The following is a 15,474-nucleotide window of genomic DNA, read 5'->3' on the forward strand; positions in this document are numbered from 1 at the left end:
GTCCCCCTCTTCGTGAGGACACCAGCATGTACAAGTTCTTCTTCAACCTCGTCTTCAAGCGGATGGACCCGGAGCAGGCCCACTACCTGGCCTTCCGCTGGATCCGGCTCGCGGTCCGGGTCCCCGTCCTGCGTACATTCGTCACGGCCGTGCTCGCGCCCCGGTACTCGTCGCTGCGCACCGAGGCGTTCGGCCTGCGGATGCACGGCCCCTTCGGCCTCGCCGCCGGCTTCGACAAGAACGCCGTCGCCATCGACGGTATGTCGATGCTCGGCTTCGACCACGTCGAGATCGGCACGGTCACGGGGGAGGCGCAGCCCGGGAACCCCAGGAAGCGCCTCTTCCGCCTCGTTCCTGACCGCGCGCTGATCAACCGCATGGGCTTCAACAACGAGGGCTCCGCCGCCGTCGCCGAGCGGCTGCACGCCCGCACGGCGGTCTTCAAGACCGTCGTGGGCGTCAACATCGGCAAGACCAAGGTGGTCCCGGAGGACGATGCGGCCGCCGACTACGTGAAGTCGACCGAGCGGCTCGCCGCGTACGCCGACTACCTCGTCGTGAACGTCTCCTCGCCGAACACGCCCGGCCTGCGCAACCTCCAGGCCACCGAGTCGCTGCGCCCGCTGCTGACCGCCGTGCGCGAGGCCGCCGACCGCACCGTCACCGACCGCCGCGTCCCCCTCCTGGTCAAGATCGCCCCCGATCTCGCCGACGAGGATGTCGACGCCGTCGCCGACCTCGCCCTCGAACTGGGCCTGGACGGCATCATCGCCACCAACACGACCATCGCGCGCGAGGGCCTCGGCCTGAAGTCCGACCCGGCGCTGATCAAGGAGACCGGCGGCCTGTCCGGAGCACCGGTCAAGAAACGCTCCCTGGAGGTCCTCAGGCGCCTCTACGCGCGCGTGGGCGACCGGATCACCCTCGTGGGCGTCGGCGGCGTCGAGAACGCCGAGGACGCCTGGCAGCGGATCCTGGCGGGCGCCACGCTCGTCCAGGGCTACAGCGCCTTCATCTACGAGGGCCCGTTCTACGCCCGCGCGATCCACAAGGGCCTCGCGGCCCGGCTCGCGGCCTCCCCGTACGCAACCCTCGCCGACGCCGTCGGCGCCGAGACCCGGAAGGCGACCACGTGACCCTCGCACCCTTCGGCGCACGCCTGCGCCACGCCATGGACACCCGCGGCCCTCTCTGCGTCGGGATCGACCCGCACGCGTCCCTGCTGACCGCCTGGGGCCTGAGCGACGACATCGCGGGCCTGGAGCGCTTCACGCGCACGACCGTCGAGGCGCTGGCCGACCGGGTCGCCGTACTCAAGCCGCAGTCGGCGTTCTTCGAGCGCTTCGGCTCACGCGGCATCGCCGTACTGGAGAAGGCGGTCGAGGAGGCACGGGCCGCGGGCGCGCTGGTGCTCATGGACGCCAAGCGGGGCGACATCGGCTCGACGATGGGCGCGTACGCGGCGACCTACCTCGACAAGGACTCGCCGCTCTTCTCGGACGCGGTGACCCTCTCGCCGTATCTGGGCTTCGGCTCGCTGCGTCCGGCGCTGGACGCGGCCGCTGTCTCAGGTGCGGGCGTCTTCGTCCTGGCCCTCACCTCGAATCCGGAGGGCGCGGAGGTGCAGCGCTCCACGGCCGCGGACGGCCGGTCGCTGGCGCAGCTGATGCTCGACCACATGGCGGCTGAGAACGCGGGCGCCGCACCGATGGGGTCCGTGGGTGCGGTGGTCGGCGCGACGCTGGGCGACGCGGGGGTGAATCTCGACATCAACGGGCCGCTCCTGGCACCCGGAATCGGCGCCCAGGGCGCGACTCCCGGGGACCTTCCCGGAGTCTTCGGCCGGGTCGTGGGCAATGTCGTGCCGAGCGTCAGCCGCGGCGTCCTTCGGCACGGTCCGGACCTGGCGGCGCTGAGGGAGTCGGCGACGCGCTTCGCGGACGAGGTACGCGCGGCGGTCTCGAGCGTTTAGCCCCTGGCGGGGGGCCTCGAACACGTCGGCGAAAGTCCCTGCATCGACCACGTTGACGAAAACTTGGCTCAAAACCTGGACGATATGTCGGAAATGTCCTAGTCGGTCGATGCTGACCAGGACTTTTCGTCTGTTCTCGCTGACTGGAGCGGCCTTGGCCGCTAGTCTCCGTCGAAGAGCGAACGTGCACTGGTTGCCCGTTCCTCGCCTGGTGAGGCGCGCCAAGGTTCCTCACCGGTCCGTATCCGACAGTTCGACATCCGAGGTGACGTAGGCGTGGCTCTTCCGCCCCTTACCCCTGAACAGCGCGCAGCCGCGCTCGAAAAGGCCGCCGCGGCTCGCCGGGAGCGGGCCGAGGTCAAGAATCGACTCAAGCACTCCGGCGCCTCGCTCCATGAGGTCATCAAGCAGGGTCAGGAGAACGACGTCATCGGCAAGATGAAGGTCTCCGCTCTCCTTGAGTCCCTGCCTGGCGTGGGCAAGGTCCGCGCCAAGCAGATCATGGAGCGGCTCGGCATCTCCGAGAGCCGTCGTGTGCGCGGTCTCGGCTCGAACCAGATCGCCTCCCTGGAGCGCGAGTTCGGCGGCGGCGCCGCCTGACGTTCCCGGGCACTCCCGGGAACCTGGATAATCGCTGCATGGCAGCAGAGGTACGTCCGCGGCTGACCGTGCTCTCCGGCCCCTCAGGGGTCGGCAAGAGCACGGTCGTCGCCCATATGCGCAAGGTCCACCCCGAGGTATGGCTCTCGGTGTCGGCCACCACAAGAAAGCCACGCCCCGGCGAGCGCCACGGCGTTCAGTATTTCTTCGTCACCGACGAGGAATTCGACAAGCTGATCGCCAATGGCGAGCTGCTGGAATGGGCGGAGTTCGCGGGCAATCGCTACGGCACGCCGCGCCGTGCGGTCCTCGAACGCCTTGAGGCGGGCGAGCCGGTGCTGCTCGAGATCGATCTCCAGGGTGCGCGGCAGGTCAAGGAATCCATGCCGGATTCGCAGCTCGTCTTCCTGGCCCCGCCGAGCTGGGAGGAACTGGTCCGTCGGCTCACCGGCCGCGGAACCGAGTCCGCCGAGGTCATCGAACGCCGGCTGGCGGTCGCGAAGGTGGAGCTGGCCGCCGAGTCGGAGTTCGATGTCACCCTGGTCAATACCTCCGTCGAGGACGTGGCGCGTGAGCTGCTAGCCTTGATGGCAGTTGTTTGATCTTTGTCCGATCATTTTGTGCAAGTTCTTCGGAAGGCTAGAGAGTGTCCTCTTCCATCACTGCGCCCGAGGGCATCATCAACCCGCCGATCGACGAGCTGCTCGAGGCCACCGACTCGAAGTACAGCCTTGTGATCTACGCGGCCAAGCGCGCGCGCCAGATCAACGCGTACTACTCGCAGCTCGGCGAGGGTCTCCTCGAGTACGTCGGTCCGCTGGTGGACACCCACGTCCACGAGAAGCCGCTCTCGATTGCCCTGCGTGAGATCAACGCGGGTCTGCTGACCTCGGAGGCCATTGAGGGCCCGGCTCAGTAGCGTTCAACGCTTTTCACCACAGGCCCGGCGGCGCGTCCGCCGGGCCTGTGGTCTGTTCGGGGTCCCCGGGGGTCGTCCCCCCGGATTGATGCAGCATGGGCATGTACGAATCGTCGGGAGCGGGGAGTTCCGTGGTGGACAGGCCGAAGGTCGTTCTGGGGGTCAGCGGAGGCATCGCCGCGTACAAGGCGTGCGAGCTGCTGCGCAGGCTGACGGAGTCGGGCCACGACGTACGGGTGGTGCCGACCCAGTCGGCGCTGCACTTCGTCGGCGCCGCGACTTGGTCCGCACTCTCCGGCCACCCCGTGTCGACCGAGGTCTGGTCCGATGTCCACGAGGTTCCGCATGTACGGATCGGGCAGGGCGCCGACCTGGTCGTCGTCGCCCCGGCCACGGCCGACATGCTCGCCAAGGCGGCCCACGGCCTCGCCGACGACCTGCTCACCAATACGCTCCTCACGGCCCGCTGTCCGGTGGTCTTCGCGCCCGCCATGCACACCGAGATGTGGGAGCACCCCGCAACCCAGGAGAACGTCGCGACACTGCGCCGCCGGGGCGCCGTCGTCATCGAGCCCGCGGTCGGCCGGCTCACCGGCGTCGACACCGGCAAGGGGCGGCTGCCCGAGCCCGGCGAGATCTTCGAGGTCTGCCGGCGGGTGCTCGCCCGCGGCGTTGCGGCCCCGGATCTCGCGGGCCGCCATGTGGTCGTCAGCGCCGGTGGGACGCGCGAGCCGCTGGACCCGGTGCGCTATCTGGGCAACCGGTCCTCGGGCAAGCAGGGGTACGCCCTGGCCCGTACCGCCGCGGCCCGCGGCGCCCGCGTCACGCTCATCGAGGCCAACACCGGCATCGCCGACCCGGCGGGCGTCGACGTCGTCCACGTCGGCACGGCCGTCCAGCTGCGCGAGGCCGTGCTCAAGGCCGCGGCGGACGCCGACGCCGTGGTGATGGCCGCGGCGGTCGCGGACTTCCGCCCCGCCGCGTACGCGGAGGGCAAGATCAAGAAGAAGGACGGCCAGGAACCCGCGCCCGTCGCGCTGGTCCGCAACCCGGACATCCTCGCCGAGATCTCCGCCGAGCGGGCCCGCCCGGGCCAGGTGGTCGTCGGCTTCGCCGCGGAGACCGACGACGTGCTTGCCAACGGCCGCGAGAAGCTGCGCCGCAAGGGCTGTGACCTGTTGGTGGTCAACGAGGTGGGGGAGCGCAAAACCTTCGGCTCCGAGGAGAACGAGGCCGTGGTGCTCGCCGCGGACGGCGGTGAGACGCCGGTTCCGTACGGACCCAAGGAGTCCTTGGCGGACACGGTCTGGGACCTGGTCGTGCCGCGCCTTGGGTGAATTCTTGGGTTCGCTTCGATGTACGGATGAAATCCCAAGAAGTCCGGCATACTGGCCCAGGAACCCGGTCTGTCGCTCTGCAGCCCCGCGTCGAAACACACGTCACACAGCTCCCACGGAGCGAGACGGGTGGACCACGGTGGGAGAGCGCCGGATAAACTGCTCATGGAACGTCGCGGGGCGCAGCCCCCGGCCGGTCCGCCAATGATCAGCCAGCAGCCGCTGCAACCCCAGGGAGCATTGTGTCCCGTCGTCTGTTCACCTCGGAGTCCGTGACCGAGGGTCACCCCGACAAGATCGCTGACCAGATCAGCGACACGATTCTCGACGCCCTTCTGCGGGAGGACCCGACCTCCCGGGTCGCCGTGGAGACCTTGATCACCACCGGTCTGGTGCATGTCGCCGGCGAGGTGACCACCAAGGCGTACGCCGACATCCCCACGCTGGTGCGCAACAAGATCCTCGAGATCGGTTACGACTCCTCGAAGAAGGGCTTCGACGGCGCGTCCTGCGGCGTCTCGGTCTCCATCGGCGCACAGTCGCCGGACATCGCGCAGGGCGTCGACACCGCGTACGAGAAGCGTGTCGAGGGCGACGAGGACGAGCTCGACAAGCAGGGCGCCGGCGACCAGGGCCTGATGTTCGGCTATGCCTGCGACGAGACCCCCGAGCTGATGCCGCTGCCGATCTACGTGGCACACCGGCTCTCGCGCCGTCTGTCCGAGGTCCGCAAGAACGGGACCATCCCCTACCTGCGCCCCGACGGCAAGACCCAGGTCACCATCGAGTACGACGGCGACAAGGCCGTGCGCCTGGACACCGTGGTCGTCTCCTCGCAGCACGCGTCGGACATCGACCTCGACTCGCTGCTCGCGCCCGACATCCGCGAGTTCGTCGTCGAGCACGTGCTCAAGCAGCTCGTCGAAGACGGCATCAAGCTGGACACCGACGGCTACCGCCTGCTGGTCAACCCGACCGGCCGCTTCGAGATCGGCGGCCCGATGGGCGACGCCGGCCTCACCGGCCGCAAGATCATCATCGACACCTACGGCGGCATGGCCCGCCACGGCGGCGGCGCCTTCTCCGGCAAGGACCCGTCGAAGGTGGACCGCTCGGCGGCGTACGCGATGCGCTGGGTCGCGAAGAACGTCGTGGCCGCCGGCCTCGCGGCGCGCTGCGAGGTCCAGGTCGCGTACGCGATCGGCAAGGCCGAGCCGGTGGGCCTCTTTGTCGAGACCTTCGGCACCGCGGCGGTCGACGTCGACAAGATCGAGCAGGCCATCGGAGAGGTCTTCGACCTGCGTCCGGCGGCGATCATCCGCGACCTGGACCTGCTGCGCCCGATCTACGCGCAGACCGCGGCGTACGGCCACTTCGGCCGTGAGCTGACGGACTTCACGTGGGAGCGCACGGACCGCGTGGACGCGCTGCGCAACGCCGCGGGCCTGTAAGCGAGGAGCATGCCTGACGGCCCCGGACCGTGACGGTCCGGGGCCGTCGTGCGTCCTGGTGGCAGTGCCGGTCCCGGTCGCACTGTCAGTGACGTCTGGTAGGAATTTGGCTGTGAGCAGCGACAACAAGCAGCCCGAAGAGCCCGCCGCCGGTGGGCCGGAGCAGCTTGCGCTCATTCGGGAGACGGTGCGCAAGGCCAAGGTGCCCAAGGCGAAGCCGCGGACCTGGCGAGGGGCCGCGCTCGCCAAGGAATTGCCCGTGGCGCGGGTGATGGTCAACAAGGGCGTGCTGCATCTCGATCAGTACTTCGACTACGCCGTGCCCGAAGAGCTGGACGCGGAAGCGCAGCCCGGGGTGCGGGTGCGTGTGAGGTTCGGGGCCGGGGCGCACCGCGTGCGGGAAGGACGGCGCGAAGGGGGCGGCCTGATCGACGGGTTCCTCATCGAGCGGCGTGCCGAGTCGGACTACGGGGGAGCGCTGGCCGCGCTCGCCTATGTGGTCTCGCCCGAGCCGGTGCTCAGCCCTCAGATGCTCGCCCTGGCGCGTGCGGTCGCCGATCGCTACGCGGGGAGCCTGGCGGATGTGCTGCAGCTCGCCGTTCCGCCGAGGAACGGACGGGCCGAGGCGAAGCCCTCCCCGGAGCCGCTGTCGCCGCCCGGTGCGCCGGAGCCCGGGAGCTGGGTGCGGTACGGCCGGGGGGCGGCGTTTTTGGAGGCGCTCGCGACCGGCGGTGCGCCACGGGCGGTGTGGACCGCCCTGCCCGGACCCCAGTGGCCGGACGAGCTCGCGCGGGCCGTCGCCGCGACGCTCGCCTCGGAGCGGGGCGCGCTGGTCGTCGTGCCCGACGGGAGGCGCGCCGCGAGGGTCGACGCCGCGCTCACCGCGCTGCTGGGGGAGGGGCGCCACGCCCTGCTCACCGCCGAGTCCGGCCCCGAGAAGCGCTACCGGCAGTGGCTCGCCGTGCGACGCGGGTCCGTGCGCGCCGTCGTCGGCACCCGGGCGGCGATGTTCGCCCCCGTACAGAACCTCGGCCTGGTCGCGATCTGGGACGACGGCGACTCCAGCCACAGCGATGAGAACGCGCCGTTCCCGCATGTGCGCGAGGTACTGGAGCTGCGGGCCGCCCACGACAGGTGCGGCTTCCTGCTGGGCAGTACGAGCTGCACGGTGGAGGCGGCCCAGCTCGTGGAGAGCGGCTGGGCGCTGCCGCTGATCGCCGACCGCGAGCAGGTGCGCAGGGCCGCGCCCCTCGTGCGTACGGTCGGGGACGGCGAACTGGCACGCGACGAGGCGGCAAGGGTGGCACGGCTGCCGAGTCTGGCCTGGCAGACCGTGCGGGAGGGGCTGAAGAGCGGACCGGTGCTGGTCCAGGTGCCCAGGCGCGGCTATGTGCCCCGGCTCGCCTGCGAGCGGTGCCGTACGCCCGCCCGCTGCCGTCACTGCGCCGGCCCGCTGGAGGCGCCGGACGAGCGGGATCTGAAGTGCGGCTGGTGCGGGCGCGGAGCGCCCGACTGGCACTGCGTCGAGTGCGGCAGTACGAGACTGCGCGCCCGGATTGTGGGCGCCCGGCGCACGGCGGAGGAGCTGGGCCGCGCCTTCCCCGCCGTCCAGGTGCGCACATCTGGCCGCGACCATGTGCTGGACAGCGTGCCCGATCGGCCCGCGCTCGTGGTGAGCACCCCCGGTGCGGAGCCCGTCGCCGAGGGCGGATACGCGGCGGCGCTGCTGCTCGACGGCTGGGCGATGCTGGGGCGGCCCGATCTGCGGGCGGGTGAGGACGCGCTGCGGCGCTGGACAGACGCGGCCTCGCTGGTACGCGGGCAGAGCGAGGGGGGCACGGTGGTGGTGGTCGCCGAGCCGACGCTGCGTCCCGTACAGGCGCTGGTGCGCTGGGACCCGGTCGGGCACGCACAGCGCGAGCTGGCCGAACGGGCGGAGCTCGGGTTCCCGCCGGTGTCGCGGATGGCGGCGGTGTCGGGCCGGACGGAGGCGGTCGCCGCCTTTGTGGCGAGTGCCGAACTGCCGGGCGACACGGAGGTGTTGGGCCCCGTGCCGATCCGGGTCACGGACCCGGGCAGGCCCCGCAGGCCGGGTGATCCCCCGGTGGGCGAGACATGGGAGCGGGTGCTGCTCAGGGTGCCGCCGGGCAGCGGAGCGGCACTGGCCGCGGCGCTGAAGTCGGCCCAGGCGGCCCGGATGGCCCGCGGGGGCACCGAGCAGGTACGGATCAGGGTCGACCCGCCGGACATCGGCTGAGGGTGCGCCGGTCCGTACGGCAAGCGACTGCCCCCACCCGTCGGGGCAGGGGCAGCCGGGCGGGAGGTCAGCCGTTGCGCGGGCCGGGGAAGGCGCTCGGGCGAGCCTCCTCGCGGTGGGATTGGCTGGGGGCCGCCGGCTGCGGCGGCATCGCGCGGGCTGCCGGGACGGCCGACAGGCTGGGGCCCACCGGCAGCGTGCGGGTTGGGGCCGTCTCCCCGCCGTGGTCCACATCAGCGGCGCCCGCCTGCTGCGGGGCCCGCCGTGCTCCGTACCGGCGGTGCACCGCCTGCTTGGTCACTCCGAGGGCCGAGCCGACCGCGTCCCACGAGAAGCCCAGCGAACGGTCGAAGTCCACCGCCGCGGTCACCAGCGTCTCGACGCTGTCCCGCAGCTCCTGCGCCAGACGGACGGTCGGGGCCGGGGCTCTGCCGTAGACGACGAAGCCCGTGGAGGGGCCTGAGCGGCGCGGGCGGTAGACATTGCCCAGCTGGGCGGTGAGCGTGCGCAAGGCGTCCACCTGCCGGCGGACCCGCTCGATGTCACGCACCAACAGGTGCAGACTTGCCCGGGCTTGGGCGTCGTGGGTTGCGTGGTCGGCCATTGACAAGCCTCTCGAACCGGCGTTGAAAAGGGGCCGGGCCGCATCCGGGGCGGCCCGCTTCGGTCAATCTCTCTTGACCAACGCTCCACCCGGCGATGTGGTCACGGGGCAGGGGCGTATGCGTATGTGCGCGGGGCGCACGGCCGCCCGTACGCCCCCTGCAGCGCTGCCCCATAGACTGGTGTGCTGCTCGTCACCGCACGGACGAGTAGTTGCCAGCACGCATCAGCCTGAGAGGCAGTCAGCCACCGATGAAGCTCGTCTTCGCAGGCACCCCCGAGGTCGCCGTACCCGCCCTGGACGCCCTGATCGCCTCCCACCGGCATGAAGTGGCCGCCGTCGTCACCCGGCCCGACGCACCCGCGGGGCGCGGTCGCCGTCTGGTGGCCAGCCCGGTCGCCCAGCGTGCCGAGGAGGCCGGGATCGAGGTGCTGAAGCCGGCCAGGCCGCGCGACGAGGCGTTCCTCGAGCGGCTGCGCGAGATCGCGCCCGACTGCTGCCCGGTCGTCGCCTACGGCGCGCTGCTGCCCAAGGTGGCCCTCGACGTGCCCGCCCGTGGCTGGGTCAATCTGCACTTCTCGCTGCTGCCCGCCTGGCGCGGAGCCGCACCCGTCCAGCACGCGATCCTCGCGGGGGACGAGATGACCGGCGCTTCGACCTTCCTGATCGAGGAAGGCCTCGACTCCGGGCCGGTCTACGGCGTGATCACCGAGCATGTACGGCCCACCGACACCAGCGGCGACCTGCTCACCCGGCTCGCCTTCGCGGGCGCCGGGCTGCTCGCCGCCACCATGGACGGGATCGAGGACGGCACCCTGCAGGCCGTGCCGCAGCCGGCCGAGGGCATCTCGCTCGCGCCGAAGATCACCGTCGAGAACGCGCATGTGGACTTCAGGGCCCCGGCGCTGCGCGTCGACCGCCTCGTCCGCGGCTGCACCCCGGCGCCCGGCGCGTGGACCCTCTTCCGCGGGGAGCGGCTCAAGCTGATCCACGTGGCACTGGTGCCGGACCACACAGCGCTCAAGCCCGGCGACCTCTCGGCCGGCAAGAACAATGTGTACGTGGGCACTGGATCGCACGCCGTCGAACTGCTCTGGGTCCAGCCCCAGGGCAAGAAGCCGATGCGCGCGGCCGACTGGGCGCGCGGGGTGCGTATCGCCCCGGGAGAAGGAGTCGGCGCGTAGCGCCGGGCGGGAGCGTGGGCGCGGCGGACGTAGGCTGAGGGCGTTCGACCCTTTCGATCGCGGAGCACCTTTGAACGAGCAGGCACATCGCCGTCCCCCGAAGCCGTACCGCCGCCCCAAGAAGGATCCCGTGCGGATCCTCGCCTTCGAGGCGCTCAGGGCCGTTGACGAGAGGGACGCCTACGCCAACCTGGTCCTGCCGCCCCTGCTGAAGAAGGCCCGGGAGAAGGACGACTTCGACGGGCGCGACGCGGCGCTTGCCACCGAGCTCGTGTACGGGACGCTGCGCCGCCAGGGCACGTACGACGCGATCATCTCGGCGTGCATCGACCGGCCGCTGCGCGAGGTCGACCCGCCCGTGCTCGACGTGCTGGCGCTCGGCGCCCACCAGCTGCTCGGGACGCGGATCCCCACGCATGCGGCGGTCTCCGCGAGCGTGGAGCTGGCGCGCGTGGTGCTCGGCGACGGACGGGCCAGGTTCGTCAACGCCGTGCTGCGCAAGATCTCGCAGGACGATCTGGACACCTGGCTCGAACGGGTCGCCCCGCCGTACGAGGACGACGCGGAGGACCACCTGGCCGTGGTGCATTCGCATCCGCGGTGGGTCGTCTCCGCGCTGTGGGACTCGCTGGGCGGCCCCCGCGCCGGGATCGAGGACCTGCTGGAGGCCGACAACGAGCGGCCCGAGGTGACCCTCGTCGCCCGGCCCGGCCGCTCCACCACCGGTGAACTGTTCGATGTGCTGGGCGAGGAGTCCGCTCTGCCGGGGCGCTGGTCGCCGTACGCCGTGCGGCTGGCCGAGGGCGGCGAACCCGGCGCCATCGAGGCCGTACGCGACGGCCGGGCCGGCGTCCAGGACGAGGGCAGCCAGCTCGTCGCGATCGCCCTCGCCAACGCGCCGCTGGACGGACCCGACGCGCGCTGGCTCGACGGCTGCGCGGGACCCGGCGGCAAGGCGGCGCTGCTGGGCGCGCTCGCCGCGCAGCGGGGAGCATCGCTCCTGGCCTCCGAGAAGCAGCCGCACCGCGCCCGTCTGGTCGAGCGGGCGCTCGCCGGAAACCCGGGCCCGTACCAGGTCATCGCCGCGGACGGCACGCGTCCGCCGTGGCGTGAGGGCTCCTTCGACCGTGTACTCGTCGACGTCCCGTGCACCGGCCTCGGCGCGCTGCGCCGCCGTCCCGAGGCCCGCTGGCGTCGCCGTCCCGAAGACCTGGAGGGTTTCGCGCCGCTCCAACGCGGGCTGCTGCGCGAGGCGTTGAAGGCCGTACGGGTCGGGGGAGTGGTCGGATACGCCACCTGCTCGCCGCACCTTGCGGAGACCCGGGTGGTCGTGGACGACGTACTCAAGGGCCGCGGCGGCGAGGCCGTGGAGGCCGAATTGGTGGACGCGAGGCCTCTGATGCCAGGGGTTCCCGCGCTGGGTGACGGGCCCGATGTGCAGCTGTGGCCGCATCTGCACGGCACGGACGCGATGTACCTCGCGCTGTTGCGCCGTACGGCCTGAGACGAGACGGGCCGCCTCCCCGCCGACCGCCGCGCCGCCGAAGCCCAAGGCTGCGTAGACCCTGTGCGAGGAGACTACGGAGGGGCTAGTGATAGCCCCGAGCGGCCGCGGAGCCCGGCTAGGCATCCGCCCGCCGGCCCGCCGCCGTCAGCGCCTCAAATTGAGTGACCAATTTTCATCTTCATTACCCAATGCCTAGCCAATTGGCCATGGTACCGAGACAAAGTGGGGCAGCAACGCTGTTGTGGCCACTGGCCGGTCGGCGTCGCGGTGGTGTCGACAGATCAGCAGGACCTTAAGCCCCGTCTGTCGCAGGTAGAAGCGAAGATCGAGACCCCATGTGGCTTCGTCGGTATCGCATGCGCCTTCATCTGTTTCCGGCAGCTCCGCTGCTGATGTGGGCTCGCAACAGGTTCACCGCCAGGACGGGGGAGCGTTTGCTACCGATAGAGGTGTTTAGAAGACGTCTCACTTGGCCTCGACGCCGTCGGGATGCTGGTGTCGTTATGTGGGACTGGTCTTGCCCGAGCGCCCTTGTCTCCTGCTTGTTCTTCGGGATGGTGGACCCGTAGCGGGATCTTGGGGGGCGGTCGCCACGGGCGGCGGTGACTCCCAAGGCTGCGCGACATCACTCTCTGGGGTCCAGCCGTATCGTCGCAACTGCTCAGCTGAGCCGGTCTGGCCGTCCTCTTTGAGCAGAAGGTGAGCCGTGCCCCACCAGTCGCCCGTCGGGGAGCCCGAGGCGGCCTGCGACCGACACCAGGCCGCTGCTTGGTTGATGAGCCTGTGCTTCCGGAGCAGCGTCAGCGTCTCATCGAGCCACCCAGGTCGGTAACAGTCGCCGCCGACCGTGCGTAACACGCCAAAGGTGCCTCCTTGGTGTCCTGCTTCGCAGAGCTGCAGCAGGGTTCGAAGGATGTCGTCGCCCACCGGAAGTGCGGAGACTTGGGGCCGCGCGTGGGTGCCGCGCTCCACGGCCAACAGCCACGCGGCGTCCGGGGGTGTGTGGTAGAAGCTCACGTCCCGCCAGGCGCAGAGTGCATCCCCCTCCGCAGGCGGCGCCGGATCCCCGAGCTGCTGCGCCTCAAGGAACGCGTACGGGTCCCCCGCCTCCTGAGACCCACGGTGGTACCAGCGAGTGGCCTCGTCGGCGCGCCCCAGCATTGCCAGTGATCTGGCTACTCCTCGATACGCGAAGGCATCTCCTTCCTCCACCGCGCGCTTGTACCAAGTGATGGCGTCCTGGGGGCGTTCGAGCTCCGTCAACAGCCAGCCAGCCTCTCCCATCGCGAAGACATCGCCGGCGTCAGCCCGTTTGAGGAGTAGCTCAAGCGCTTCGTGAACGCGTCCGAGGCGCACCATCATGACCGCCACCCCTCTGAGCGCGGAGCTGTCACCGGCCTCTGCCGCATGCTGGTACCAGACGAGGGCATCCTCGGTACGGCCCTCGACCGCCGCGTGGCTAGCCATCACTCGGGGGTGGACAGCCTCGCCGAGCTCGGCGACCCTCCGATTCCATGCGACGGCCTCGTCTGTACGCCCTAGGCGGGCCAGCAATTGGACCAGTTCGGGCAGGAAACTGATGTCGCCTTCAGACACCTTGTGCTGGTACCAGAAGACCGCTTCGTCAGGGGATCCCAACCAACTGCTCAATCTGTCGCCGATGGTGCGGATGTCCACGCTGTGGCCAGCCTCGGCGGAGTGCTTGTACCAGGCCAGGGCCTCGTCGATGCGCCCCATGGACGACAGGAGCTGCACGAGCGCATCCAGCGCATCCGTGTCGCCGGTGGAGGCCAAGGTGCGATAGAAAGTGTAGGCGATGCGGTGTAGGTCGAATTGCTCGGCGCTCTGGGCCAGCCCGGCGTGCTTCGAGGACGGGGCGTGGTCGATCGACGCCAGCCACAGAGCGGTGGGCGGGTACACATGAGACCGGGTGCGACGCCCGTACTGTTCCAGATAGTCGGCGAGCCGGTAGTGGGGGCGAGCCGGGGATTCCTCGCCGTGGCGTGCGCGTAATCGGGTCAGCGCTCCCTGAGCGCCCCTTACCGGGCGGCAGGCGGAGGCGAGAGCCTCCTCGAACCAGCTCTCCGGAAGTTGACTCCACTGAGCGTCACTGAGGTAGCCCTCCGCGGCCACCTCCAGCAGTGCCTGCGGCAGAGCTGGGCCTAGACCCAGCCGACGGGCATCGATCGCCGCTTTGATGACGGCCCGCGTCGGTGCCGGAGCGGTGTGATATCGCTCCAACAGGGCGGGACCACCAGCCAGGTACTGCGTGATCTGGCCCTCTTCGGCCCGTTCGACGGCGTGAGCGAGGCGTGGGTCTGATAGGGCAGCGACGCGTAGAGCCTTGACGTCGTTCTCGTCGGAGAATGCCGACGGGACTCGTAGTTCGTGGTTTGCCAGTAGTTCCCGAGCCTGGTTGTGCGGATCCGAGCTCTCCAAGTCGTTCGGGTCGGGGACTGCGGTGAGCGTGGCCCAATACTCGGGCCAGATGGTTCCCAGCACGAGAACCGGCTTGCGGTCTGGATCACGGAGCAGCTCGCGCAAGCCTGCAGCCACCCTCTCACCCACACCGGCAGCCGGGGTCAGGAGATAGTGCTGGGCTTCGTTCAGCCAGACGACTGTGCGCGGACCAATGTCCTGCATCTCCGCGAGCGCGGCGTCGGGCCGGCACGGATCGATCGGGTGCCACAGCCGCCAGCCATCGGGGACAAGAGCCAGAGCTTCCCAGCAGGCGCGCGTCTTCCCCGTCGAAGAGCCGCCCACCAGCACCACCACTCGGCTGATGCCGCCAGCGGCCTCCCGCACGACTGAGCCCAGCCGCACATCGTGTGCTCGCGGGACATAGGTGGGGAGTGACGACCGTCCATTCGTTTCCTCCGGCTCAGCGCCGATCGCCCTGTGAACCTCGAGTGCGAAGGGATCCGAAAACAGAGATATCGGGCGGCCTGGAGCGGAACTCGCCGTGCGCTGGATGCGTGCGGACTGGGCCCGCTCCAGCAGTGTGCTCCAGTTTCCCTCGTGCGGCTCCTCGCCCGCTCAGAGGCTCCACAGCCGAACAAGTGCCCACACTTTCTCGCTGCTAGCGGGACTGGGGACTTTGGCCCCTGCCAGGTCGTCCGGGATCCAGTCGCTGATCCTCTGTGCACTCAGCTCAATCCGGAACGGCGCAATCTTCAGGGCCTGCTCTGTCTCGCGTCGCGAGTATGGTTTACCCGCCCGAAGACGAGATGTCTCGGCCCGCTTCTCCAAGGCGCGCAGCTGGTCGTATAGCGCGCGTCCCTGCTCGTTCAACGTGTCCCCCTCAAGAAGCTGCCCGCTGGCCGAACGTCCCGGAGCGGGACCAGCGGGCGCAACCCTGACCGGCAGAGTAAGGCCAATGTGCCCGCTGTGCCCGCTACTTGGGACGGGTGCCTCGCCCCGCTTGCAGGCTCGATCTCACTCCAAGTCGAGACAAGCAATTGAGGGAGCCACCATGAATTGCGATTCCACGGACAGGAACCCGAGTACGAAGCGGAGCGTGCGCCGGCTTGCCCGCACTGCTGTCCTTGGCCTGGTTCGCGGCGGCGCCTCAGCGGCGGGGTCCGCGCTTGTTGCGGGCATCCTGTGGTGGATCCAGCGCTGATGGAGCGCGGACGCTGCGACG

12 protein-coding genes are annotated in these 15,474 nt (G+C 70.2%); 10 read left to right on the plus strand and 2 right to left on the minus strand.

The features are described from left to right. Positions 1-26: 26 nt before the first annotated feature. The 8 genes from OHA61_RS33045 to OHA61_RS33080 all read left to right on the plus strand — a co-directional run bounded on the left by OHA61_RS33045 (position 27) and on the right by OHA61_RS33080 (position 8,536). The gene (locus OHA61_RS33045) at positions 27-1,136 is read left to right on the plus strand and encodes a quinone-dependent dihydroorotate dehydrogenase (RefSeq protein ID WP_406306092.1); all 1,110 of its coding nucleotides are present in this window, start codon (positions 27-29) and stop codon (positions 1,134-1,136) included. After that, a complete protein-coding gene (pyrF, locus tag OHA61_RS33050) occupies positions 1,133-1,972 on the plus strand; it encodes an orotidine-5'-phosphate decarboxylase (protein ID WP_406306093.1) in 840 nt (279 codons plus the stop codon). Before OHA61_RS33045 ends, pyrF begins: the two co-directional genes overlap by 4 nt. Before the next feature lie 276 nt (positions 1,973-2,248). Then, entirely contained in the window at positions 2,249-2,572 is a 324-nt protein-coding gene (locus tag OHA61_RS33055) for an integration host factor (RefSeq protein ID WP_005319887.1), read from the plus strand. Between the two features lie 38 nt (positions 2,573-2,610). Next, the gene (gene gmk / locus OHA61_RS33060; protein ID WP_324989557.1) at positions 2,611-3,174 is read left to right on the plus strand and encodes a guanylate kinase; all 564 of its coding nucleotides are present in this window, start codon (positions 2,611-2,613) and stop codon (positions 3,172-3,174) included. Positions 3,175-3,218: 44 nt separating this feature from the next. Continuing rightward, positions 3,219-3,491: a DNA-directed RNA polymerase subunit omega gene (gene rpoZ, locus OHA61_RS33065; RefSeq protein ID WP_005319902.1), complete on the plus strand. Its 273-nt coding sequence runs from the start codon at positions 3,219-3,221 to the stop codon at positions 3,489-3,491. A 134-nt stretch (positions 3,492-3,625) separates the two neighbouring features. Further along, complete coding sequence (gene coaBC, locus OHA61_RS33070; RefSeq protein WP_361910660.1) at positions 3,626-4,828, plus strand: bifunctional phosphopantothenoylcysteine decarboxylase/phosphopantothenate--cysteine ligase CoaBC; 1,203 nt, start codon at positions 3,626-3,628, stop codon at positions 4,826-4,828. 242 nt (positions 4,829-5,070) lie between these two features. Continuing rightward, on the plus strand, positions 5,071-6,279 hold the full coding sequence (metK, locus tag OHA61_RS33075; RefSeq protein WP_406306095.1) for a methionine adenosyltransferase: 1,209 nt from the start codon (positions 5,071-5,073) through the stop codon (positions 6,277-6,279). 112 nt (positions 6,280-6,391) lie between these two features. Next, positions 6,392-8,536: a primosomal protein N' gene (locus tag OHA61_RS33080; protein WP_406306096.1), complete on the plus strand. Its 2,145-nt coding sequence runs from the start codon at positions 6,392-6,394 to the stop codon at positions 8,534-8,536. Positions 8,537-8,603: 67 nt separating this feature from the next. Here OHA61_RS33080 and OHA61_RS33085 read toward each other — a convergent pair whose 3' ends face one another. Then, entirely contained in the window at positions 8,604-9,140 is a 537-nt protein-coding gene (locus tag OHA61_RS33085; protein WP_406306097.1) for a hypothetical protein, read from the minus strand. A gap of 251 nt (positions 9,141-9,391) precedes the next feature. On the opposite strand from OHA61_RS33085, the gene fmt reads away from it, so the two are divergent. Both fmt and OHA61_RS33095 read left to right on the plus strand, forming a co-directional pair. After that, entirely contained in the window at positions 9,392-10,324 is a 933-nt protein-coding gene (fmt, locus tag OHA61_RS33090; protein ID WP_406306098.1) for a methionyl-tRNA formyltransferase, read from the plus strand. Positions 10,325-10,394: 70 nt separating this feature from the next. Further along, positions 10,395-11,828, plus strand: a complete 1,434-nt coding sequence (locus OHA61_RS33095; RefSeq protein WP_361910649.1) for a transcription antitermination factor NusB — start codon at positions 10,395-10,397, stop codon at positions 11,826-11,828. A gap of 504 nt (positions 11,829-12,332) precedes the next feature. Here the strand turns inward: OHA61_RS33095 and OHA61_RS33100 are convergent. Continuing rightward, positions 12,333-14,606: a tetratricopeptide repeat protein gene (locus tag OHA61_RS33100; protein WP_406306099.1), complete on the minus strand. Its 2,274-nt coding sequence runs from the start codon at positions 14,604-14,606 to the stop codon at positions 12,333-12,335. Positions 14,607-15,474: the final 868 nt, after the last annotated feature.

The sequence above is a fragment of the Streptomyces sp. NBC_00885 genome, from assembly GCF_045207475.1.
In the GTDB taxonomy this organism is placed as follows: domain Bacteria; phylum Actinomycetota; class Actinomycetes; order Streptomycetales; family Streptomycetaceae; genus Streptomyces.

What these genes read in the sequence shown, in the direction of transcription:
- OHA61_RS33085 (WP_406306097.1), bottom strand. Translation starts at nt 9,140, where the DNA reads ATGGCCGACCACGCAACCCACGACGCCCAAGCCCGGGCAAGTCTGCAC.
- fmt (WP_406306098.1), top strand. Translation starts at nt 9,392, where the DNA reads ATGAAGCTCGTCTTCGCAGGCACCCCCGAGGTCGCCGTACCCGCCCTG.
- gmk (WP_324989557.1), top strand. Translation starts at nt 2,611, where the DNA reads ATGGCAGCAGAGGTACGTCCGCGGCTGACCGTGCTCTCCGGCCCCTCA.
- OHA61_RS33045 (WP_406306092.1), top strand. Translation starts at nt 27, where the DNA reads ATGTACAAGTTCTTCTTCAACCTCGTCTTCAAGCGGATGGACCCGGAG.